Here is a 22,777-nt window from a genome sequence, read left to right on the forward strand (position 1 = left end):
CGGTGCGGATCCGTCGCAGGGATCAGCGGAGGGCTGAACCGTGCCGTGGGGGTTGACAGACGGACGTGATCAGCAACACGTCCGTTATGTCCGGTTCATTCATGATGACTCACGCGGCCTTCACCTCGGACGCCGTAAGATTCACACCATGTCCACCACTGTTGGAACCGTCTCCGAGCGATCGGCCGCGGAGGTCAACGAGGAGATCAGGGCCCTGTGGCTCCGGTCCGGCGGGACACTGAGCGTCGAGCAGCGTGAGGAATACCAGCGGCTCGTCCTGGAGTGGGCCGCCGCACCGCAGCCCGTCGAAGCGGCCTGACCGCCTCCCGGCCGCGGGGCCGTCCCTTCTCGGCGCCCGGCTTCCCGTCGCCGCCCGACTCCTCGCCCGCGCTTCACGATTTCCCCGGCCCCGGCCCCGGACCTCGTCCGGGGCCGGGGGCGTTCCCGTACCGGCCGGGTCCCCGTGCCGACCGACCGGCCAGGTCACCCCCAGGTCGCCGAGTAGTACCGCTGATACGCCTTGCGGTCCTGCTCGGCGCGGATGTACCGGGTCGCGACCAGAGCGACCATGCTGCCCGCCAGGACCAGCAGACCGGGGCCGATGTTCTTCGGATCGGTCAGCCGCGAGGCGAGGGTCACACTGTTGCCGACACCGGTCACCGGGGCGGTCGAGCCCGGCGAGGCCGCCCCCGGGGCGATCGCCGCCTGGGTGTTGGACGCGGTCGGCGCGGGCTCGGCGGACGAGGCGGACGCACCGCCCTGGGCGTTGCCCGACGGCGCCGCCACGATCAGCTGGACCCCCAGCTGGGCCAGCGCGTTGTCCACGGGCTGGAAGAACGTCGTGCCGCCGGTCTTGCAGTCGCCGCTGCCGCCCGACGTGATGCCGAGGGCGATGCCCTCGGAGAACATCGGGCCGCCGCTGTCGCCCGGTTCGGCGCACACGTTCGTCTCGATGAGCCCGCCGACCGTGCCCTCCGGATAGTTCACCGTCGCGTCGAGGCCGGTCACCTCTCCGTCGCGCAGCCCGCTGGTGCTGCCGCTGCGGAACACCCGCTGGCCCACGGCCGCGTCGGCGCTGCCCGTGATCCGCACCCCGTTGCCGTTGCCGATGGCGACCACGTCGGCGCTCGGTCCCGCCTTGCCGCTCGCGTACTGCACCAGCGAGAAGTCACTGCCGGGGAAATTGGAGTTGACCGTCTGACCCACCTGCTGCTTGGCCTGGTTGTCGGCGAACCAGGTCGACCCGGTGGGGCCGCAGTGCCCGGCGGTGAGGATGAAGTCGCTGGTCCCGTTGGTCACGTTGAAGCCGGCCGAACAACGCCCGCCGGTCGACAGGATGGGCTGCGCCCCGTTGATCCGCGTGGTGAACTCGCCGGTGGTGCGCTCCATGCGCACGAAGCTCCCGATGCCGTCCGCGGTCCGCGTCAGCTTCGACCAGTCCGAGGACGACACCGTGCTGTCGCCCTGCACGACGATCTGGTTGGACCGGTAGTCCATCACCCACGCCGTGCCGGCCACCCGCGGAGCCGAACGCAGCGCCGCCGTGGCCGACTTGAGCTCGTTCATGCTGTGCGACACGACCTTGGCGACGGCGCCCGCCGCCCGCACGGCCTCGGCCGTCTTCTCGTCGGTGACCCCGACGACCGGTCGTCCCTCGGAGTCGAGCCAGGTGCCCGCGGTGCGCGCGGTGCCGAACTTCTCGACGAGCGCCGCCCCCGGGTTCGTGACGACCGACTCCGGCGCGCTGCGCGGAAACGCCGTCGTGCCGGGCGGCTCGCTCGCCATGGCGGCCTGCGTGACCATGGCTCCGCCCAGGAGAAGTCCGCCGACCGCCGCCAGCCGTGTCACTCGCCGGACGGTCCGTCGTCGTACGTGCCTCATGCCTGGCTCCCGAAACCCTGAACGCGCGGACTCAACACCGCGGGGCCCTCCGGTCCTTGAGCACCCTCATCTCCATACGCGCGAAAGCCCGGGAGCGTTCAGCAGCCGATCCCCGGAAGTGACGACGTCAGCCGCTGAGGTAGCTGCTGAGGTCGAACACGCCCCACGCGGTGAACGGCTCGGCCTGGACGTAGATCCTGCTTCCTCGGCCGACGACGCGCCGGGAGCCGGGAACAGGGCCGTCGGGCAGGGTGAGCAGGCCGACGTCCGTCGGCTCGACGGACGTCGCGGTGGGCTCTTCGCGGGCGAGCCGGTCCCGGTTCGGCGGACCGAGCCGCCGGTCGCATGCTGCGAGGGCATGTACCGGAGCGCGTCGGAGAGTTGACGGGAGAGGTCCGTGGCCTCGACCGGATGGTTCCGGGGAGTCGGTTCAGACGCCGGCCTCCGCGAACATCATCCGCCGGCTTCGTTCGTCGCCCCAGACCGCTGCCGGGCCGGTGTAGGGGCGCAGCAGTGTGGAGAGCGCCGGGTCGCCGCGGCCGTTGAGCTCGTCCGAGGCGATGCGGCGGGCGATGCCGGCCAGGAAGTCGGCGAGCTGGACCCGGGCGTCGAACCGCGAGACGACCAGCCGGAGCCCCGCGAGCCGTATGCCGCGCCGCCGAGCCTCGCCCTCGATCCAGGTGATCCGCTCCGGGGTGAGCATGTTCTGTCGGTCGTGCGCGAGCCGGACCGGACGTCCCCCGGCACTCCAGTGGGCCGCGGTGTGCAGGATCGAGGGGAGCAGCGGATTGAGCACCGGGGCGAGCACGAACGGGCCGTCCTGGACGGCGGCGCGATAGGAAAGGGCGCGCGGGCGTTCCTCCGCGATCCGCGCGAGAACATCCGCCGCCCGCGTCCCCGGATATCGGCGGCGCAGGGCGTCCACCACGTGGAAGAAACGCGGCACGGGCGTGTCCGGCACGTCGTCGTGGCGCACCCACAGCAGCTGGTTCGCGGCCTCCAGGAAGGCCGTCCATTCCTCCCCGGTGAACGTCCGCCGCCCGTCCCCGAAGAGGGAGACGGCCGCACCGGGATCGTTCAGCAGCAGGTCGACGGCCCGGTCCACGATGTAGAAGGGCTTCTCCACCAGGTGCACATGGGCCCGTCCGTGCAGCGGGCCCGACGGCGAGAGCAGCCACTCCAGCACGGCCCGGTGTTTCTCCCGGAGCAGATGGTTCGCCTTGTACTCCTCCGCGGGCGAACGGATCCGGTCGCGGATCTCCTGGACGTGCCCGGCGGCGGATTCGGCCGACAGCAGCACACTGGCGTGGGCGAACACGTCCGTGTTGCCGCCGGTGAGGTTCTCGCCGTCCGACCCCGACTCGTCACAGGCGATCTCCCGGATGCCCGCGGCATCCGCCGCCACTGTCCCGTTCACGTGATCCCAGGTCACACCACGGCCCCCTATCTTGTGCCCATGACCAGCATCCCGCACGAGACGCCAGGTGAACCGAATCCGCTGAAGGCCCTCACCCTCGATTCGCTGCGCCGCCGCACCAGCATGAAGTGGCGTACCCATCCCGCCGACGTCCTGCCGCTGTGGGTCGCCGAGATGGACGTGCCGCTCGCCGAGCCGGTCGTCCGCGCGGTGACGCGGGCCCTCACGCTCGGCGACACCGGCTATCCGGCGGGCACGGCCTACGCGCAGGCGCTGGCCGCGTTCGCCGCCAAGCGGTGGGGCTGGCACGATCTCGCGGTCGAGCGGACGGCGATCGTGCCGGACGTGATGCTGGGCGTCGTCGAGATGCTGAAGCTGGTGACCGGCCCCGGCGACGCCGTGGTGGTCAACCCGCCGGTGTATCCGCCGTTCTTCGCGTTCGTGGAGCACATGGACCGGCGCATCGCCGAGGCGCCGCTCGGCGCGGACGGCCGGCTCGACCTCGACGTGCTCGAACGGGCCTACCGCAGGGCCGTCGCGGACGGCGGGCGCGCCGCCCATCTGCTGTGCAGCCCGCACAATCCGACCGGCACCGTGCACACGGTCCGGGAACTGGCCGCCGTGGCCGCGCTCGCCGACCGGTACGGCGTGCGGGTGGTCGCCGACGAGATCCACGCGCCGCTCGCCGCCCCGGACGGCGGCTTCGTGCCCTATCTCGCCGTTCCGGGCGCGGGGAGCGGTCTGTCGCTGATGTCGGCGTCCAAGGGCTGGAACCTGGCCGGGCTCAAGGCGGCCCTGGCGATCGCGGGCCCCGACGCGGCAGCCGACCTGGCCCGGCTGCCCGAGGAGGTCGGCCACGGGGCGAGCCATGTCGCCGTCCTCGCGCACACCGCCGCCCTGTGCGAGGGCACGGCCTGGCTGGACGCCCTGCTCGCCGGCCTCGACGACAACCGCCGTCTGCTCACCGCCCTCCTCGTCGAGCACCTGCCCGGCGTCGGGTACCGGCCGGGGGAGGCGACCTACCTGGCCTGGCTCGACTGCCGGGCCCTGGGCCTCGGGGACGATCCCGCCGCGGTCTTCCTGGAGCGGGGCCGGGTGGCGCTGAGCCCCGGACCGGACTTCGGCACCGGCGGATCCGGGCATGTACGGCTCAACCTGGCCACCTCGCCGCAGATCCTCGCCGAGGGAGTGCGGCGCATGGCCTCCGCCGTTCGCTGAGGGGGTGCGAGGGATTCCGGGTGCCTAGACTGCGGGCATGAACGACGAGTCGCTCGACCGGCTGGCGGCGGGGAAGTACCTGCTGATCACCAGCTTCCGCAAGAACGGGACGCCGGTCGCCACCCCCGTGTGGGTGGTGCGCGACGGCGACGCGCTGGGGGCCTGGTCGGCCGCCGACGCCTGGAAGGTGAAACGCATCAGGGCGCGCGGGGACGTCCTGGTCGGCCCGTGCGACGTGCGGGGCAACCCGACCGGCGACCAGATCCCGGCCACCGCCGAGATCTGCGACGCGCAGACCACCGCCCGCTACCGCGCGCTGCTCGCCCGCAAGTACGGCGTCCTCGGCCGGCTCACCCTGCTGGGCAGCCGGCTGCGCCGGGGGCTGGACGGCACCGTGGGCATCCGCATCACGCTGTGAGTGCCTGCCGGAGGGGGCACGGACCGCCGGTCGGCCCGTGCCCCCTGCGGCCGTCGGGTCGCGCTACGGTGCGTCCTCGACCGTTCCGGTCGAACTCGGGGCGTCCGGCATCGGCCCGCTCCAGTCGTCGCTCAGTGTGAAGCGCACCGACTCCGCGGGTTCGGCCAGCAGGTCCTTCACCGTCGGGATGCCGAACTCGGCGGTCGTGGCCCCGGCGGGAAAGTCCGGCCCCGTGTACATGTCCACCTGGGACAGGGGGAGTTCGGGGTCGGGCTGCCGGCCCGATACGTCGTCGAGCCACCGCGGGTCGACGTCCTTGGTGGACAGCTCGGCCCCGTCGGTGACCGGCGTCAGCCGCATCAGGTACGACAGCGGCACCTCGGCGGCCCGGGAGAGCGAGGCCTGCCAGGTCAGCGTCTCGCCCTCGGCCGCCCGCACCAGGGGCGCCAGGGTCACCCGCGGCGCCGGGTCGTCGTTGTGCGCGGTGACCCCGCCCCGGTAGGAGCCGACGACCGCGCCCCGCACGGCCTTCACGAGAAGGTCCTGTCCCTCGTCGTTGCCGAAGAGCGTGTCCCCCTTCACCTCGACCGAGAGGTCGACCGGGTCGGCGCCCGGCCGGACCGCGAGCACCTTCTCCGTTGCCCGGCCGCTCTCGGCGTCGACGACGTAGAAGCGGGCCGTGCCCGCGCCGTGTCCGGACACCTGGACCGGAACGCGGTAGGTGCGGGTGCCGGAGTCGCCCTCCTCGACCGTCAGCCGGCCGATGTCGACGCGGGGCAGCGCCGCGGCCCGCACCGCCGGGGTGCCGGGCGCCCAGCCCCAGGCGTCCATGAACCAGGCCGCGCCGGACGCCGAACGCGGCGTCAGCTCGAGGGACGTGACGTGCCGCAGGTCGAGCTTTGCGCGGGCGGCGGCGGTCAGCGGGAGCCGCAGCTCGCGGGCCCAGTAGGAGGAGGTGCGGTCGGAGCCGGGCAGCCCGTCGACCCGGACCCGGCCGAGCTTCGCGCGCCGGCCCGCGGAGTCGGCGACGCTCACGTCGAGTTCCGTGCCGGTCGTGTTGGGCGGCACGAACACGCGCAGGGCCAGGCTCCGGGCGCCCGACAGCGAGACCGGGACGGCGGAGGTGATCTTCGTGGGGGAGCCCGGCGCGGACCACTTCAGCGCGATCGCGCTCTTGCCGGAGTCCTTCGGCAGATCCCACCACCCGAAGTGCGGGGACATCCCCATGGCGTCCTCGCCCAGACAGGCCTGCGCCGGATCGGGGTCGGCCCGGCAGACCCGGCCGCCGGTCACCGAGACCCCGCCGTCGGGCAGGAAGCCGCCGGTGCGACGGGCGCCGACGGCGTGTGTGAGGACGCGGGCGGGGTCGGCGGACGGAGCGCGCCTGCCGGAGCCGTCGAGCAGCGGGCGCACCCGGTCGTCGCCCGCGACGAAGAGCCGGGCGGCGGCGGCGATGTAGGAGGCGCCGGCCCGGTGCTGCTGCTCGGCGGTCAGCCGGGTCGGCGCGCCGGCGGAGCACACCGGGTCGCGCGGCCCCTCGGGATCGTCCGCGAAGTCGTCCGAGGACGGCGCCTCGGAGGTGCCCGGCGTCCACTCGCTGTTGAAGAAGTTGTGGTTGGCGCCGACGACGTAGACGGCGCTGTGCAGGGCTGCGCCCGTGCTGACGCCGCGCGTCCCGTCGAGGTACGTCTCGCCTTCGAGGTCGGCGACGTCCCCGTCGCAGCCGGGCAGGATCGTCGCCGAGGGGACGTCGGCCACCGGATTCTGGCCGAAGATCGTCGGTCCGACGAGGACGGTCCCGCGGATCTTCCAGCGGACCTTGCCGCGGTAGCCCTCCTGGGCGGCCGGCGGCGGGTAGAGGCTGTCCATGGCGGCCCGGTTGACGCCCTCGCCGCCCCGCGAGTGACCGACGAGCAGGACCCTGGAGAGGTCGGCCTTCGCCGCGCCGGGCACGCCGGCGGGGGCGTCGCGCGGGTGGGCGGCCCAGTCCGCCCACCGGGCGAGGTGCTGACGCACCAGTGAGGAGCGCGCCTGCGCACCGCCGTCCTCGGCCTGCCAGTCCTGTCCGTTGACGCCGTTGGCGGAGACGGAGACGGTGACGTAGCCCTGGGACGCCAGCAGTCGCTGGTCCTCCAGGTAGCCCCGGTAGCTGGGGATCTCCTTCGTACCGGCCGGGCAGGGCCACGCGCCGCTCACGTCGTCCTCGGCGCCCGGCGTGTAGCAGGTGCCGTGGCGACCGTGCAGGAACAGCGCGAGCGGCCGCTTGCCGGCGGCCCCGGCCGGCGCGACGACGACGGCCCGCATCTCGACCGGCTCGGCGTACCCGGGGAACCGCACCGGGTCCAGGCGGTACTCGCCGGTGACGGTGCGGTACGAGCCCGGTCTGCCCGGGTCGACGGCGTTCGCCGGCAGGGGCGCGGCGGCCGGGGGCCGGCGCGCCGCGGACGAACCGTGCCTGCGGGCGGGGGAGTCGACGGCGGGCGCGTCCAGGCGGCGTCCGCTCGCGAGTGCCCGCAGATCCGTCAGGGGGGTGTCGCCGGACGTGCCGAGCGGCAGCCGGAAGGTGCGGCCGTCCCCGGCCTGCTTCGGCACGCCGAGCAGCCGGCCACCGGCGTGGAACTCCACGCGTGCGTCGCCGATGGGCACGGGCCGGGGCGAGCGCCACACCAGCTCGCGCGCGGCGCCCTTGCCGCCGACCTGCCACCCCGGGGGCAGTTCGTGATCGGCTGACGCGGTGGGGGGTCTCGTCTCGGAAGGCTGTCGGGCCAGCGCCAGTCCCGGTGTTCCCGCCAGGGCCGCGAGCGCGGCCACGGCGGTGACACCTATTCGCCGGGCACGGATCAAGGTCCACTCCTCAAGTCCGGAGCGCGGGAGCCCCGTCCGTCCCGGGAGCTCCTCGCGTCACGAAGGAAGCGAAACCTGATCTGTGGGTTGCCTGTGCGGGCGGGCACCGCCCGAGGAGCGAACGAAACCGGTCACGCGGGACCGGGGTGACGTGCGGCGCTCAGTGCCAGGCGCGGTACGGCTCGTCGATCAGCTGGAAGACGGGCTCCCCGCGCACCGGGTCCTCGGCCGTGGCCAGCCGGACGCGGGCGCCGCTGTGGATGGCGATGAGCGGGCCCATGACCCGGCCGCGCACGACGAACCCCTCGGCCATCTCGACCAGCGACACATTGCGCGCGGCCGGGGTGTTGCGGTGCACGACCGTCGCGTGGCGGACCGTGCCGGCGCCCTCGCTGCGCTCGGTGTGCAGGTCGCTGCCCTGACACACCGGACACAGCAGGCGGTGGTACATCGTGGTGGCGCACCAGGTGCAGCGCTGGAAGAGGATCGTGTCACCGCCGGCGCGGGGGCGGTCGAGGACACCCGCCGCGGAGCGGACTGTCTGCTGTACGGCGGTTCCTGAGTGGTGGTACACGCGGGTCAACTCCCTGCACTCGGCCGGAATCCACGTGCGCGGTTCACCCGTGCACGCACGTGCCCGGTCGACCGTGCCGCCGTGCACGGCCACAGCGTATGGCACTCAGTGTCACAGGTAAAGGCACTGCGTACCCTAATCTCCCGGGGTCGGGTCCGGCTCGAGCGCCGTCTCGATCTCCCGCACCACACGCCACAGGGGTGTTCCGCGCCGGGCGACCACCACCACGACGTCCTCCGGGGGTTCGGCGGCCGGTGGCACCACGACGGCCGCGGGGGCGGCGGAAACGGGGCCGGGGGCGGTGACCGGGGGAGCGCCGAACGCCGTCTGCACGAACCCGAGGGCGTGGTCCACGGTCGCGGTCGCGTCGCCCCGGCTGTCCGAACGCAGCCACGAGCGCAGGGCGTTGTTGTGCGCGGCCACCACCGCGGCCGCGATGACGTCGGCGTGCAGGGCGCCCTGCGGCCGGCCGGTGAAACGGCCGCGCAGGTAGTCGGCGAGAGCGCGCTCGTAACGCCACACCACGGACAGCTCGTACGCGCGCAGGCCGGGGACCTGCTTGGTGAGCCGGTAGCGCTGCACGGAGAAGGAGGGGTTCTCCGCGTACATCAGCAGGACGAGCCGGGCGGCGTCGCAGACGCGCCGTACGGGCTCGTGCCGCTCGCCGCTCGCGGCGAGGAAGGCCGTCATGTCGGCCAGGCACCGCTCGTGGTCGGGGAAGACCACGTCCTCCTTGGAGGGGAAGTAGCGGAAGAAGGACCGCCGGCCGACCCCCGCGAGCGCCACGATGTCGTCGACGGTGGTCTGTTCGTAACCGCGCTCCAGGAACAGCCGGAAGGCCGCCGCGACCAGGGCGTCCCGCATGGGCGGCTTGGCCTGCGCCTTGTCAGTCGCGCTCATGGACGGGAACGTAACACCCGGACCATGCCGATGGCACTCGGTTCCCTCATACGGGGAACCGAGTGCCGGACCGGCGTCGGGTCAGAGCCGCTCCGCCGCCTCCACCACGTTGGTGAGCAGCATCGCCCGCGTCATCGGTCCGACCCCGCCGATCGGCGGCGCGAAGGAGCCGGCGACGTCGCTCACGTCGGGGTGGACGTCGCCGAGGATGCCCTCGACCGTGCGCGTGAGACCCACGGACAGCACGGTGGCGCCCGGCTTGATCCAGTCGGGGCGGACCATGTGGGCCACTCCGGCGGCGGCCACCACCACGTCGGCCTCGCGGGCGTGCGCGGCCGTGTCCTGCGTGGCCTCGTGGCACAGGGTCACGGTGGCGTGCTCGGTGGCGCGGGTCAGCATCAGGCCCAGCGGCCGGCCCACGGTGACGCCGCAGCCGATCACGCAGAACTGCTGCCCCGTGATCGCCACGTGGTTGCGGCGCAGCAGGTCGATGATGCCGCGCGGGGTGCAGGGCAGCGGGCCCGGGATGCCCAGCACCAGGCGGCCCAGGTTGGTCGGGTGCAGGCCGTCGGCGTCCTTGACCGGGTCGATCAGCTCCAGCACCGCGTGGGTGTCGATGTGGGCCGGGAGGGGGAGCTGCACGATGAACCCGGTGCACGCCGGATCGGCGTTCAGCCGGAGCACCGCGGCCTCCACGTCGGCCTGGGAGGCGTCGGCGGGCAGCTCCACCCGGATCGAGGCGATGCCGACCTGGGCGCAGTCACGGTGCTTGCCGCCCACGTAGGAACGGCTGCCCGCGTCGTCGCCGACGAGGATCGTGCCCAGCCCGGGGGTGACACCGCGTTCCTTCAACGCCTGTACGCGCAGGGCGAGTTCGGTCTTGATGTCGGCTGCGGCGGCCTTGCCGTCGAGAAGCGTTGCGGTGGTCACGGGATCGGCGAGCCCTTCGGGAGATTCGGGAGACAAGAACGACGGTCCTGTCATCGTACGACCCCTTCGTCCGTCGCCGCCCACGAGTCCCACCCGCCGCAGCCGTACCGCCGGGCAGGCCGCACTTTCGCTGACGTAATCTCTTGCGCACCGCTTCGCCGCCCCAGGGGAGACCTCGCACATGCCCGCCGCCCGCCCGCGTCTCCTCTATGTCACCGACCTCGCCTACCCGGCCCGCGGGCGCCGCTACGGCGACGAGGACGTCTTCCTCTCCTCCCGCCTGCGCGCGGACTTCGATCTCGCCCTGTGCCATCCGCTGGACGCCTCGGCGCTGATGCACGCCTTCGACGGCGTCGTCGTCCGCAACAGCGGACCGGTGCTGGGCTACCGGGCCCCGTACGAGGCTTTCCGCGAGCGCGCGCTGCGCGACGGCGTGCGCGTCTACAACCCGCTCACCGGCCGCGCCGACATGGCGGGCAAGCAGTACCTCCTCGATCTGAGCGCCGAGGGCTTCCCGGTGATCCCCACCGTCGACCGCGCCGAGGACCTGCACCGGCTGCCCGAGGCCGAGCGGTACGTCGTCAAGCCCAGGCTCGGCGCCGACTCGGCAGGCCTGCGGGTCGTCGCGCCGGACGCCCTGCCCGCCGTCGCCGACGGCTCGCTCCTCGTGCAGCCGTGCGTCGACTTCGTCCACGAGGTCTCCTTCTACTACGTCGACCACGACTTCCAGTACGCCCTGTACGCCCCGCACCCCGACCGCCGCTGGGAGCTCGAGCCGTACCGGCCCACCGTGCGGGACCTGGAGTTCGCCCACCGCTTCATCGACTGGAACGGCCTCGCGCACGGCATCCAGCGCGTCGACGCCTGCCGCACCCGGGACGGCGAGCTGCTGTTGATGGAGCTGGAGGACCTCAACCCCTACCTCTCCCTCGACGCCCTCGACGAGGACGCGCGGGACGCCTTCGTCACCGCGACGACCCGCTCCCTGCGCCACTTCCTCGCGCAGTAGTCCGCCCTCCTCGCGCGGAGCCCCGCCCGCCGGGCCGCGTCGGGCGGGGCTCCGGTGAACCGGGCGGCCCGCCCGCCCGTATCCCTCCCGGGGGACCCACGGGAGGGAGACCAGGTGCCGACACCGGAGGAACCCGGACAGCCGCACGACCGCCAGGTCCTGGAGCCCATCCGGGTCCTGCGGCCGCGCAACACCGACGCGCTCGCGGAGCTGTTCCGCGAGATGACCGAGGACCCCGCCGACGACTACGAGGCCGTTCCGCTGCCGGCGGGGGCGCCGGGCGGCGGGGCCGCGACCCGGGAACTGCCCCCGGCGCAGGCCGTCGGCGCGCGAGCCGGGCGAGCCCGCCGGCCGGCCACCGCGCGCGGCGCCCGGCCGGCCCCCGGACGGGGTCCCGCCCGCGCCGCCCGGCCCGCGCCCCGACGGGCCGACGGGCCGCCCCGCGTCGCGGTCGCCGCCGTCGCCGTGCTCGCGGCCGTGCTCGTCGGCTTCGCCGGCGCGCTGCTGCTGTCCGGTCGCGAGGGCGGAGCCGCCGCAGCGGCGCAACCGCCCGCGTCCGCTCCCACGCCGAGCGCCGCCGCGAGCGCGTCCGCCGACCCCGACGGCGCGGGCACCCTGCGGGAGGGCGACAGCGGCCCCGCGGTGACCGAGCTCCAGCAGCGTCTGCGGAGGATCCCCGACGTCTACGGCGGCGGCCCCACCGACGGCCGCTACGGCAGCGTGCTCACCGAGGCCGTGGCCCGTTTCCAGCTCTGGTACGGAATCCGCGGCGACGAGACCGGCGTGTACGGGGACGACACCCGCCGCGACCTGGAGTCACGGACCGGGCCGGCCGCCGCCGGTTGACCGGGCCGCGGCGGTGGTGTGCCGGGTGCGGCGGGAAGCAGCCGGTCCTACCGCTCGCCGTCCCACGGCAGCCTGATGTCGAGGACGCACACGTCGTCGCGGCCGTCCGGTTCCAGCACCGCGCCGAGCAGCTGTTCCAGCGGCGCCGGGCCGGCCGGGCCGCGGCGGGCGGCGGCCCGGGCGAGCCGTTGCAGGCCCTGGTCGATGCTCTCCGTGGGCCGTTCGACCAGCCCGTCGGTGTACAGCAGCAGCCGGTCGCCGGGTTCGAGGAGGACCTCCGTCTCCTCGTAGCGGGGCGCGTCCGTCGCACCGAGGAGCATCCCGTAGGGGCGCTCCAGGAAGCGGGCCTCGCCGGCGCGCAGCAGCAGCGGCGGGGGATGGCCGGCCTGGGCCCAGACGAGCCGGTGCTCGCGCGGGTTGTAGCGCGCCAGCACCATGGTCGCCGAGCCGTGCGGATCGCGGGAGTGCAGCAGCAGCGCGTTGAGCCTGCTGAGCGCCCCGGTCAGCGACGATCCCGTGATGATCATGCCCTTGGCGGTGAACCGCAGCAGCGCCATCGCGGCGACGGCGCCCAGGCCGTGCCCCGCCACGTCGCCCACCACGAACAGGGCGTCCCCGTCCGGCAGTTCGATGGCGCTGAACCAGTCGCCGCCGACGCTGAGATCCGACTGCGCGGGCAGGTACGCGATGTCCACCCGGAGTCCGGCCAGCCGGACGGGCTGCTTGGGCAGGGGGAGCAGCGCGTCCTGCAGACGCGCGGCGGCCGTGCGTTCGGCCTGCAGCACGCCGTGCTGGGTGAGCATCGCCCGCTCGCTGGCGAGGAGGGCGAGTTCGGCGCTGCGCTGCGCGGTGAGGTCCTGCAGGAAGCCGTGCACCTCGACGGGCGTGCCCTCCGCATCGGGCACGGCCTCCGCGACCACCCGCAGATGGCGCACGCCGTCCCGGGTGACGTACCGGAACGGAACGTCGCACGGCTGCCCGTGGCGCACCAGCTCCCCGATCGAGCGGGACAGCACCGGCACGTCCTCGGGCAGGGCGAGCCGTGGCAGCCCCGGGAGCGGGACGACGCCCCGGGCGGGGTCGCGTTCGAGGATGGCGAAGACCTGGGAGGACCAGTTGCCCTCGCCCGTCACCAGGTTCCAGGTGACCCAGCCGAGGTTCCCCAGCCGCTGCACGTCCGCCAGCCGCTGCTCCTGCCGGTCGGAGGGGTCGTGCCGCACCCAGCTGACGACCAGTCCGTCGCCCAGCCGCGCCGCCCTCGCCGAGTAGGTGGACAGCTCACTGAACCCGGCGACCATCTGCTGGAGGGCGAACGGCTCGCCCTCGAACGGCTCGTCGCCCGCCAGCGTCCGCAGGCAGCCCTCCCACAGCGGCTGGCCGGCCATCTCCGGCCAGCACTCCAGGAAGCGCAGGCCGGCCAGCTCGCGCCCGCTGCGGCCCCTGGCGTCGGAGGTCATCCGGGTGGCGGCCTCGATGCGGAAGTCCTCGACGGGTCCCGACGCGGAACGCAGGGGCGCGAGCAGCACCGCGGAGACCGGCAGCTGCTCGAACACCGGCTGCACGGCGTCCGCGGCGCCCCCGAGAACGGCGGGCCGGCGGGCGGCGCAGGAGCGCAGCGGGCCCGCGCACAGCTGGGCGACGGCCAGCAGATGTTCCCGTACGCGCGGGGTGAAGGGATCCTCACGGCGGCGCAGGATGCCCAGCGCCACGTCGGCGGACGCCCCGGTGACCACCGGCAGCCAGGCCCGGGTCGGCCAGCGCAGAGGGGGGTCGCCGATCATCAGGTACCGCTGCGCGTCCTTGTCGAGGTCCTCCAGCCAGCACGGCCGGCCGGACTCGAGGGCGTCGCGCGCGGCGATCCCGCTGACCGGCGGAACCCGGCCCCACTGGTCGGCCAGCGACTCGTCGATCCCTGCGTGCCCCACGAGGTCGAGCCCGCCGCCGGGCAGCCGCGCGTAGATCATGACGGCGTCGGCGCCCACGTCGGGCCCGAGGTGGTCGAGCAGCCGGCGGGCGAGTTCCTGCGTGCCGCCGACCCGGACCAGGGACCGGCTGAGCCGGTCCAGGGCCGCGGCGTCGATCTCGTCGGCGGCCGGCCGCGGCGAGTCCTGCCGCTCCGGGGCGTCGGCGGAGGGGGCGGCGGGCTCGGCGTGCGGCGGTGCGCCGAGGGCGCCGAGGGTGATCCAGCACTCCTCCAGCAGCGTCCGCCTCGCGGCCCGCGCCCGCCGGTGCAGTTCTTCCTGGGCGGCGTCGGGGGTGCCGCCGCGCTGTGCCATCAGCGCGCCCTTGGCGCGCTCCAGCACGGCCGCGGTGGCCGCGAGGTCCTGCAGCCGGTCCAGTTCGGCGCGCTGGCGGGCCACGACGCGGGTCAGCGCCGCCATGTCGGGGACGCCGCCGGACTCCGCGGGCAGGGCGGGATCACTCGTCACGTCTTGAGCATGGCACATGGGCGCGGACCGGATCGAGGTCTTGCGGCAACCCTCCCGTCAGGTGCGCCGGCCTGCGCGGACGTGGCCCGCGGCGGCCGTTCAGCGCCCGGCGGCGTGCTCCGCCAGGGCCTGGGTGACGGCGCGGACGCTGCGGGCGATGTGCTGAAGCTGCATGACCTCGGCCGCGTACATCTTGATGGTGTGCTCGATGACGGATTCCGCCAGTCCGAGGCGGGGGAGGTCGGCGCGAGCGGTCTGCAGCGCGGTGCGGGCGACCCGGACCTCGTTCTGGACCTGGATCTGCGCGTGACGGGCGAGCAGTACCGGGTGCCGCAGCAGCGCGGGGTAGCTGGCGTAGCGCGCGGGCACCAGCTCACGCAGCCACTTGGCGGCCGAGCGCTCCCAGTCGTAGCTGCCGGGCGTCTTGACCTGGCACGGCCAGTCCGAACTGATGCGCGTCGTCGTCAGAGTCATGATCATCGCTTCCGGTATCGGCGTCGTGACGGTGGTCCGACGGTTCGTTGGCGGCCCCGGTCCAGGGGATGACCGGGGCCGCCTGGGGCGCTCGCGCAAGCGGTGCCCCGGGCCCCCCGAGCGCCGACGTGGGTAGGGACGGCGCTCTTCGGGTGCCCGTACAGGAGCCCTTCGCGGGGCGGGTGCGGCCGTGAGCAGTATTTATATATGCCGACGGGTTTGCAAGACGTATGAAAACATTCATGCGGGAAATGCCCGTATTGATCCCGTTGGTCTTTTGTGTGGGAGGGGGGTGGGTCTGGAGGAAACGGTCATTCCCGGAGGAAGAACTGATGCTGCTCGGCGATCTGCTCGTATTCCTCGAGCCGCGCCTGGGTGCGCTCGGGGCCCGCGTCGGTCATGGCCTGGAGCAGGGCCGCGGCCATCACACCCGGGGCGGCGTACGAGTCGAAGACCAGCCGGGAGCCGGTGCCGGTGGCGAAGGCGGCGTCGGCCTCGTCGGCCACCGGCCCCAGCGCGAGGTCGGTGATCAGCGCGACCTTGAGCCCGGCGCTGCGCGCGACCCGCACGGCGGTCAGGGTCTCCTGCGCGTGCCGGGGCATCGAGAACGCCAGCACCCAGGTCCCGCCCGCCTCCCGGGACTGCAGCAGCGCGTCGTAGGCGACGCTGCCGCCCCGGGTCACCAGCCGCACGTCCGGGTGGACCCGGCGGGCGGCGTACGCGAAGTACTCGGCCAGCGAGGCGGAGATGCGCAGCCCGAGGATGGTCAGCGGCGTCGACTGGGAGAGCTGCCGGCCGACGTCGATGACATGGTCCGGGTCGGCGAAGTCGCGCCGCAGGTTCTCCAGGTTCTCGATCTCCGCGTCGACCGCCGCCTGGAGTTCGTTGCTGCGGTTCACCTCCGCGGCCGGGCCGCCGGCCAGCGCTCCGAGGGCGATCGACTGGAGTTTCTCCCGCAGCGCGGGATACCCGCTGAAGCCCACCGCCGCGGCGAACCGGGTCACGGAGGGCTGACTGACGCCGACCCGCTCCGCGAGGTCGGTGATCGACAGGAACGCCGCCTCGGTGATGTGCTCGATCAGATACTGGGCGATACGCCGTTGTCCCGGCGAGAGCTGGGGCCCGTCGAAGAGCGCCCGCAGCCGGGAGGTCGGGGACAGCTCCGTCTCCGGTCCGGTCCTGCCCGAGGTGATCGCGGATGCCTGTGCGCGTGCCTGCTGCGGCGATGGCGCCGGTGCGCCTCCCTTGTCTTCCACGAAGCTCAACATAGCCCAGGGACCCGGCGGGCAAGGGCGGCCGGACGGTGACCCGGGATCCCTCCCGCACCCCCGGTGATCCCGGCTTACCCCCGGTACGCCATGCCGCGCGGCGGGCCGCCGTCACGTGCCGTCCGGGACCCGAGGCCGTCCCGGACCGTCCGGGGACCCGAGGCCGCACGTGTCGTCCGGGACTCGGCCGCCGTCACCGGCCGGTCCGGACCCGGCGGCGTCGCCGCCCTGCCCCGCGCCAAGGGCCTTGAGGTCGACAGCGGCCCCTGGGGTGGCACCGGCCCTGGGGCCCGGTGCCGGCCCGAGTGACACCGGCTCCGGCGCGAGGCCGGGTGTCCGGGGGGGCGATGCGTGGCGCGGGGTGGCGGGAGCGGACTCGGCGGTGGCATCGGTCTGCCCCGGGCCGGCTCCCGCCGTGACGGGGGCTTACCGCTTCAGCAGGCGTACCGACAGCCCGTGCGCCGTGTACACGGGCACGGCCCGCAGGTGGGCGCAGTGCAGCTCGACGCGGTCGAACTGGCCGCGCACCGCCGACGCCGTGATCACCGGCACGGTCGTCCCCGCGGCCGGCGGCCGCTCGGCGTCGAGACGCAGCGACAGCACCGAGCCCCGGTCGAGCCGGACCCGCCCGGACACCGTCAGCGCCGGACCGTGGTGCCCGCGCAGCGTCAGGTCGAGCACCGCGCCGGCTTCCTGGGACCACGCGCCGCACACCCGCACCGGTTCGCCCGCGCGCAGCGTGCCGCCGGTCAGCCGCACGTCGCCCTGGCCGAGGGCGTTCGCGTGCCCGGCCACGAGTACGCCCGCCTCGACCACGGTGCCGCCGTGGTAGCGGTTGTGCCCGGTCAGGGTGAGGGTGCCGGAACCGCGCTTGGTGAGGCCGCCCTCGCCGGCGATGTCGTTGCGCCAGGCGTCGGCCGCCTGGAACCCGCCCTTGGCGGCGTCCAGGGTGACGGTGACGTCGCGCTCGAAGGCGCCGTAACCGTCCGCGGCGGCGAACAGGTTGAGCCGGCCCCACTGCTCGAAGCCGTCGAGCAGCACGTACCCGGAAGGCAGCGCGGTCGTGCGCAGTACCTCCCGGCGCTGGGCCGCGGTGAGGTACGGCTGCCGGGTCTCCAGCAGCACCTCCGCGCCCTTGGGCACCGTCAGGGGCTCCTTGCGGCCCTCCCTGGTGAGGACGTAGGTGAGCCGGGGCGCGACGGCGCGGGCGTTGGCCTCGCGGTCGGCGTACTCGTCGGAGGCGTCGGAGTGCGCGTAGGCGTACAGGGTGTCGGCGGTCGTGCCGGTCTTCTCGGTGAAGTAGGCCAGGGCCTGGGCGCGGGCGGCCGCCTTCAGCTCGGCGTTGGCCGGGTCGGCGAGCGTGGCGGCGGCGAGCGCGGTGGCCATGATGCGGCCGCCGATGACGTCCACGGTGGAGTGCATGCCGGACATGATCCGGGTGTGGCTCAGCTGCAGGGCGCGCGTCACCAGCTCCTGGAACCGCTCGGGCACGGCGTACGCGTACGCCAGCGACGCCAGGTGGAAGGCGTTGGTGTGGCCGCTCGGGAATCCGCCGTCGTCCGTCGGCGAGGTGCTGCGCTGGCGCAGCAGCTGCGGGACGACGACCACCTTCGAGTCGTAGACGGGGAAGCCGAGCGCGTCGGTCGTCCCGGTGTCGACGACCTCGCTGTTCTCGTTCATGCGCCACGGCCGCGGGTACTGGTACGCGTACTTGCTCGGGTTGCCCGAGGCGTAGTTGCCGCGCACCGTGTCGACGAGCGTGGCGACCAGGCCGAGGTCGGAGTCGTGCGAACCGGCGCCGAGGGCGGAGCCGGCGGGCGCGTCGGCCGGCACCGCGTCGTCGATCTTGGCGGGCGGTATGCCGTCCGGCGCGCGAGTGATCGACGTGACGGCCTTGGCGCCCGCCTTGTACAGGTCCGCCAGCGGTCCGAGGCCCGCGATCGTCGAGTAGCTCTGGTGCTGACGGTCGTAGAGGAAGGCCTCCCTGCCCTGGGCCTCCGTGCGGTTGCGGGTGAGCGCGATGCAGTAGCGCATGTTGGCGCGCAGGATGTCGGGCCGCAGGGGCGTGCCCGTGTTCCATGCCGAGCCGGTCTTCCACACACGGGCGAAGCCGCCGAGGGCGCGGACCGCCGCGTTGGTCTCGGGCGTGAGGTTCGCCATGACGTTCGTCTTGTAGTCGTCGACGAACGGGAGCGGACCGGTGACGGCCTTGGCGTCCGCGGCGGAGGCCGGCCAGGAGGCCAGCGTCGGGACGGCCACCAGGGCCACCGACCCGCCCACGGAGAACTGGAGGAAACGCCTTCTGTTCACGGCCGAGGGAGAGCTGAGCCCGGCGGGTGACGGCATGAATGTGCCTTCCTGGAGTGGCCTCGGCCGAAGGGCCGGAGGGAGGAGGTGCGCGTCGGCGGTCCGCGGGTCGTGCGACGATCCCGTGAGCCGGGTGACGCGTCTGAGCGAAGATCTACGGCCGGGTCGTGTCGCTTTCGCGAGTGCCCGGCGACCGGTGCGTGTCCTGTGGGTGAACGTGCCGGCGGCGGCTCACAGCAGTGAGCGCGCCAGTGCCACCGCGCCCTCTACCGGCGGCACGGTGAGCGGCTGCGGCCGCGCTCCCGGCACGGCGGCGCCGAGTGCGGCGGCGAACGCCTCGTAGAGCGCGCGCTGCCCGAGCACCGTGCCGCCCGCCACGACGACGTCGTCGACCACGACCCCGCGCGCCGCCAGACGGGCCACGAGGGTCGCGAGGTCCTCGCCGGCGCGGGCGATCACGGACCGGGCGAGGGCGGAGCCGTCGGCGGCGGCCGCGAAGACGACGGGAGCGTGCCGCCCCCACTCCGCGGAGACGTCGGCCGCGCTCTCCAGCGCGGCGCCGAGCGCCGGGACCTCCGGCACGCCGAAGGAGGAGACGAGGCCGAGCGCGAGGGCGTCGGGGGCCTCGCCCCGGTCGTGTGCGGCCCACACGGCACGGGCGGCCTCCCGGACGACACCGGCGGCGCCGCCCTCGTCGCCGAGTACTGCGCCCCACCCGCCCACCTGGACCGGGGCGCCGTCCGGCAGCCGTCCCACCGCGACCGAGCCGGTGCCGGCCACGAGGCCGACGCCCTTGTCCAGACCGGCCGCAGGAACGAGCAACTCGGCGTCGCCCACGAGGTGCGCGGGCGCGCCGAGAAGTTCCTGGAGGGCGACGCGGATCCGCGCGCACTGCAGGGGGGTCTCGCAGGCGTGCGCCCCGACGGCGAGCGCCGCGGGACGTGCCTGCGCCGGCAGCGCCTCACGGAGGAGGGCGGCCAGCCAGTGCGCGGCGGCGACCGGGTCGTGGGGCCGCCAGCCGCTGCTGGCGCGCACGTGGTCGACCACGACGTGGTCGCCCGCGAGCGCACGCAGATGCGTCTTGGTGCCGCCCACGTCGACGCCGACCACGAGGGGGCTCGAAGGGAGGGAGTCCTGCACGGATCCTCTTTCGTCGTTGCGCTTGACGTGCTGCGACGGCGGGCGAACCGTGACCGAGGGAACAGGCATGGAGGGAACGGGAAGCCCCGGGACGGGCCTCTGACGAAGCACGGCAGGCGAGTACCGTGAAGTTCGTTAGGAAGTTAACTAACGAAGTACAGTGCGTCAAGAGGAATCGCGCACTCGACCACCGTGCGGCCCGCCGGGCCCGCACGGGGCGGGAACGCGCGACGTCGGTGCATCCCATCGCCGCAGCCAGCCGGGACGATCTCGTCCGGCGCGCGCGGCCCTGTACCCGTGTGGGGGAAACTGTGGAACTCGACGTGGTGGAAGCCCCCCGCCTGACCGAGAGCGCCAGCGCCGTGTTCGCCGTGCTGGCCCAGGCGGGCAGTGCGACCCGGCCGCAGCTCGCGAGCCTGGCGGGACTGTCCAAACCGACGGTGTCCTCCGCCGTCGCGGAGCTCGAGGCCGTCCGCCTCGCCGCGCATTCGGGGACCGCCTCCAGCGGCACCGGCCGCTCCGCCGCCGTCTACTGCCTCGGCCCGGCCGCGGGCGCTGTGCTGGCCGTCGATCTCGGCCCCTCGGTCACCCGGGTCAGGGGCTGCGCCCTCGACGGCACACTGCTCGCCGAGGCCACCGCCTCCCGCAAGGACGCCGCCGACGCCGTGCGCGAGGCGCTGGACGCGCTGCCCGGCGGTGGGCCGCTGCGCTCCATCGTGGTCGCCGTCGGCGACGTGGCCGCGCGGGACCGGCTGGGCAGCGGCATGCGCCCCGCGACCGCCAAGGCCGGTCCCGTCTTCGACGCCATGGCGGTCGCCCTGCCCCCGGGCGTGCCCGTCCGGCTGGAGAACAACGTCAACTGCGCGGCGCTCGCGGAACTGCACGAGGGAGCCGCCCGGGGCCGGCACACCTTCGGCTATCTGCGCATCGGCGTGGGCATCGGTCTCGGCATCGTGGTCGGGGGGCAGGTGCTGCGCGGCTCGAACGGCGCCGCCGGAGAGCTCGCCCGTCTGCCCTACCCCTGGGAGGACGGCCGCGAGCCGCGCCGGGAGGCCCTGGAGGAGTACATCGGCGCCCGCTCCCTGCTGCGCCGGGCCAAAGAGGCCTGGCAGGCCTCCGACGGGCCCTGTCCGCGCACCACCGAGCGGCTGTTCGCCCTGGCCGGGGCCGGTACGGCCACGGCCGGCGAGATCGTCGGCCGGCACGCCGTGGACGTGGGCCGGCTCGCCGCCGCGGTGACCGCCGTACTGGACCCCGGACTGATCGTGCTCGGCGGCAGCACCGGTGCGGATCCGCAGCTCCTGCCCGGTGTGCGGGCCGAGCTGGCACGGCTGAGCTGGCCCACCGAGGTGGTCAGCAGCACGGTCGGCGATTCCGGCACCGTCGCGGGCGCCGCACGGCTCGCGGTCGCCCGGGGAGTCCAAACCGTGACCGATGCGGCGCGGGCCAAGGATTGACGGCCCGCGACTCGGTCTGCCAATGTCCGGACAAGCGCTTTCTAAGTCGGCCGGGACGCCGGCTTGGGGTGAGCGTCCCGCCCGTACTCGACGTACGGCAGCCGCACGAGGGCGTGCTTGTGCGACGACGGCCCTCATGGCCGGGGACCCCACCCGTCTAGGCGACGCGGCCGGGCGAGGCCGTGCCCCCGGAAAGCGAAACCTCCTGCAAACTGCACCCGTGCCGCCTTGTTCGGCGCCGTGCTCCGTCCCCTACGACGAAAAGGGATCGAAGATGACCAGTGTGGGTGTGCGGCGCTCCCGCCGACTCGGCCGCGGCGGCATACGCCGGATGGTTCCCCTCGCTGCCGTGGCCACGGCAGGCGCCCTGTTGCTCTCCGCCTGCGGGTCGGACGGCAGCTCGGGCGGTACCTCCAAGTCCCTGACGTTCTGGATCTCCACCGTTCCGGGGCAGGACGCGGGCTGGAAGAAGCTGGTGGCGCAGTACAAGAAGGACGAGGGCGTCGACGTCAAGCTCGTCAACATCCCCTACGACGGGTACACGACGAAGCTGAAGAACGCCGCGCAGGCGAACTCCCTGCCCGACGTGGCGGCCGTGCCGTCGCTGGACCCGATCTGGTCGGGCAAGCTGATCGACCTCAAGTCCATCGCCGAGAACAAGACCAACAAGATCAACACGAACTTCATCGCCAAGGACGACTCCGGGAAGGTGCTGGCGATCCCCTCGGACGTCACCGCGTCCGGCCTGTACATCAACAAGTCGCTCTTCGAGAGGGCCGGCGTCGCCTTCCCGACCTCGCCCCAGAAGACCTGGACGTGGACCGACTTCATCAAGGCGGCGAACACGGTCCGCGAGAAGACCAAGGCCAAGTACTCCCTGACCTTCGACCAGTCGCCGTCCCGGCTGCGCGCCATGGTCTACGAGATGGGCGGCAAGTACGTCCACGCCGACGACTCCGGCAAGTTCTCGGCGGACGAGGCGACCAAGAAGGCCGTGAACACCTTCGTCGGCTGGAACGACGACAAGACCATGCCGAAGTCGGTGTGGACCAGCGGCGCCGACCCGTCGGCGATGTTCCAGAGCGGTGACGTGGTCGCCTACTGGTCCGGCGTGTGGCAGGTCGCCTCCTTCGCCGAGAGCATCAAGAAGTTCGAGTGGGCGAGCGTCCCGACCCCCGCCGAGCCGGTGCAGGCCTCCGACGTCAACGCCGGCGGCATGATGGTCGGCTTCAACAACAACGGCGACGCGGCCGCCGCCACGACCAAGTTCATGTCCTGGCTGTACAAGCCGGACAACTACCGTGTGCTGTGCGAGACGTCCGGCTTCCTGCCGGTCGAGAGCGGGCTGAACCCGAAGTACCCCTTCACCTCCGAGGCGGCGCAGGCGGCGTTCAAGCTGTACAACGAGGAGATCCCGCTCTACGCCCCGATCTCCGGCTACTTCAACGGCGCCCAGACGGAATGGGTGCTGAAGGGCAAGAGCATCACCGAGGACCCGACCAAGACGGAGCTCGGCAAGGCGATCAACGGCCAGCAGTCGGCCGACAAGGCCCTGGAGAACATCGTGGCCGGCTACAACCAGCAGGTCGGCACCGGATCGTAGGCCACAGGGCCGGGCGGCGGGTCCTGAACCCCCGCCGCCCGGCCCTGGACACCCACGTGATG

The 22,777-nt window shown here is 73.6% G+C and carries 18 protein-coding genes; 7 read left to right on the forward strand and 11 right to left on the reverse strand.

Annotation, left to right across the window (positions count from 1 at the left end; translation table 11 throughout):
• Positions 1-148: 148 nt before the first annotated feature.
• The gene (locus ACH4ZA_RS11400; RefSeq protein ID WP_398429022.1) at positions 149-319 is read left to right on the forward strand and encodes a hypothetical protein; all 171 of its coding nucleotides are present in this window, start codon (positions 149-151) and stop codon (positions 317-319) included.
• Between the two features lie 164 nt (positions 320-483).
• Here ACH4ZA_RS11400 and ACH4ZA_RS11405 read toward each other — a convergent pair whose 3' ends face one another.
• Together ACH4ZA_RS11405 and ACH4ZA_RS11410 are read right to left on the reverse strand one after the other, a co-directional pair.
• The gene (locus ACH4ZA_RS11405) at positions 484-1,881 is read right to left on the reverse strand and encodes a S1 family peptidase (RefSeq protein WP_398429024.1); all 1,398 of its coding nucleotides are present in this window, start codon (positions 1,879-1,881) and stop codon (positions 484-486) included.
• A gap of 430 nt (positions 1,882-2,311) precedes the next feature.
• Positions 2,312-3,313, reverse strand: coding sequence for a hypothetical protein (locus ACH4ZA_RS11410; RefSeq protein WP_398429025.1), 1,002 nt, complete (start codon positions 3,311-3,313; stop codon positions 2,312-2,314).
• A 24-nt stretch (positions 3,314-3,337) separates the two neighbouring features.
• Here ACH4ZA_RS11410 and ACH4ZA_RS11415 point away from each other — a divergent pair, with 24 nt between their 5' ends.
• The gene (locus ACH4ZA_RS11415; protein WP_398429026.1) at positions 3,338-4,516 is read left to right on the forward strand and encodes a MalY/PatB family protein; all 1,179 of its coding nucleotides are present in this window, start codon (positions 3,338-3,340) and stop codon (positions 4,514-4,516) included.
• A 37-nt stretch (positions 4,517-4,553) separates the two neighbouring features.
• The gene (locus tag ACH4ZA_RS11420) at positions 4,554-4,934 is read left to right on the forward strand and encodes a PPOX class F420-dependent oxidoreductase (protein ID WP_398429028.1); all 381 of its coding nucleotides are present in this window, start codon (positions 4,554-4,556) and stop codon (positions 4,932-4,934) included.
• A 63-nt stretch (positions 4,935-4,997) separates the two neighbouring features.
• Here ACH4ZA_RS11420 and ACH4ZA_RS11425 read toward each other — a convergent pair whose 3' ends face one another.
• The 4 genes from ACH4ZA_RS11425 to ACH4ZA_RS11440 all read right to left on the reverse strand — a co-directional run bounded on the left by ACH4ZA_RS11425 (position 4,998) and on the right by ACH4ZA_RS11440 (position 10,182).
• Positions 4,998-7,778 carry a hypothetical protein gene (locus tag ACH4ZA_RS11425; protein ID WP_398429029.1) on the reverse strand — a complete coding sequence of 927 codons (2,781 nt, stop codon included), beginning with the start codon at positions 7,776-7,778 and terminating at the stop codon, positions 4,998-5,000.
• 160 nt (positions 7,779-7,938) lie between these two features.
• The gene (locus ACH4ZA_RS11430) at positions 7,939-8,352 is read right to left on the reverse strand and encodes a Zn-ribbon domain-containing OB-fold protein (RefSeq protein ID WP_398429030.1); all 414 of its coding nucleotides are present in this window, start codon (positions 8,350-8,352) and stop codon (positions 7,939-7,941) included.
• A 135-nt stretch (positions 8,353-8,487) separates the two neighbouring features.
• Positions 8,488-9,216: a TetR family transcriptional regulator gene (locus ACH4ZA_RS11435; RefSeq protein WP_398429276.1), complete on the reverse strand. Its 729-nt coding sequence runs from the start codon at positions 9,214-9,216 to the stop codon at positions 8,488-8,490.
• Positions 9,217-9,333: 117 nt separating this feature from the next.
• A complete protein-coding gene (locus ACH4ZA_RS11440; RefSeq protein WP_351680498.1) occupies positions 9,334-10,182 on the reverse strand; it encodes a bifunctional methylenetetrahydrofolate dehydrogenase/methenyltetrahydrofolate cyclohydrolase in 849 nt (282 codons plus the stop codon).
• 181 nt (positions 10,183-10,363) lie between these two features.
• On the opposite strand from ACH4ZA_RS11440, the gene ACH4ZA_RS11445 reads away from it, so the two are divergent.
• Positions 10,364-11,191, forward strand: a complete 828-nt coding sequence (locus tag ACH4ZA_RS11445) for a hypothetical protein (protein ID WP_398429032.1) — start codon at positions 10,364-10,366, stop codon at positions 11,189-11,191.
• 114 nt (positions 11,192-11,305) lie between these two features.
• Positions 11,306-12,037, forward strand: coding sequence for a peptidoglycan-binding protein (locus ACH4ZA_RS11450; RefSeq protein ID WP_398429033.1), 732 nt, complete (start codon positions 11,306-11,308; stop codon positions 12,035-12,037).
• Positions 12,038-12,084: 47 nt separating this feature from the next.
• Here the strand turns inward: ACH4ZA_RS11450 and ACH4ZA_RS11455 are convergent, their stop codons facing one another.
• The 5 genes from ACH4ZA_RS11455 to ACH4ZA_RS11475 all read right to left on the reverse strand — a co-directional run bounded on the left by ACH4ZA_RS11455 (position 12,085) and on the right by ACH4ZA_RS11475 (position 19,655).
• Positions 12,085-14,418, reverse strand: a complete 2,334-nt coding sequence (locus ACH4ZA_RS11455) for a SpoIIE family protein phosphatase (protein ID WP_398429278.1) — start codon at positions 14,416-14,418, stop codon at positions 12,085-12,087.
• Positions 14,419-14,565: 147 nt separating this feature from the next.
• Positions 14,566-14,946, reverse strand: coding sequence for a hypothetical protein (locus tag ACH4ZA_RS11460; RefSeq protein WP_398429034.1), 381 nt, complete (start codon positions 14,944-14,946; stop codon positions 14,566-14,568).
• Positions 14,947-15,251: 305 nt separating this feature from the next.
• Positions 15,252-16,196 (reverse strand): MurR/RpiR family transcriptional regulator, encoded by a 945-nt coding sequence (locus ACH4ZA_RS11465; protein ID WP_398429035.1) that lies wholly within the window; start codon positions 16,194-16,196, stop codon positions 15,252-15,254.
• 438 nt (positions 16,197-16,634) lie between these two features.
• Positions 16,635-18,554, reverse strand: a complete 1,920-nt coding sequence (locus ACH4ZA_RS11470; protein WP_398429036.1) for a phosphatase PAP2 family protein — start codon at positions 18,552-18,554, stop codon at positions 16,635-16,637.
• 192 nt (positions 18,555-18,746) lie between these two features.
• Positions 18,747-19,655 (reverse strand): N-acetylglucosamine kinase, encoded by a 909-nt coding sequence (locus ACH4ZA_RS11475; RefSeq protein ID WP_398429037.1) that lies wholly within the window; start codon positions 19,653-19,655, stop codon positions 18,747-18,749.
• A gap of 323 nt (positions 19,656-19,978) precedes the next feature.
• Between ACH4ZA_RS11475 and ACH4ZA_RS11480 the strand changes: the two genes are divergently transcribed.
• Together ACH4ZA_RS11480 and ACH4ZA_RS11485 are read left to right on the forward strand one after the other, a co-directional pair.
• Positions 19,979-21,112 (forward strand): ROK family transcriptional regulator, encoded by a 1,134-nt coding sequence (locus tag ACH4ZA_RS11480; protein WP_398429038.1) that lies wholly within the window; start codon positions 19,979-19,981, stop codon positions 21,110-21,112.
• 274 nt (positions 21,113-21,386) lie between these two features.
• On the forward strand, positions 21,387-22,715 hold the full coding sequence (locus tag ACH4ZA_RS11485) for an extracellular solute-binding protein (protein ID WP_398429039.1): 1,329 nt from the start codon (positions 21,387-21,389) through the stop codon (positions 22,713-22,715).
• The last annotated feature ends 62 nt before the right edge of the window (positions 22,716-22,777 follow it).

Origin of the sequence: Streptomyces sp. NPDC020597 (assembly GCF_044335095.1) — a bacterium.
Lineage (GTDB): Bacteria > Actinomycetota > Actinomycetes > Streptomycetales > Streptomycetaceae > Streptomyces.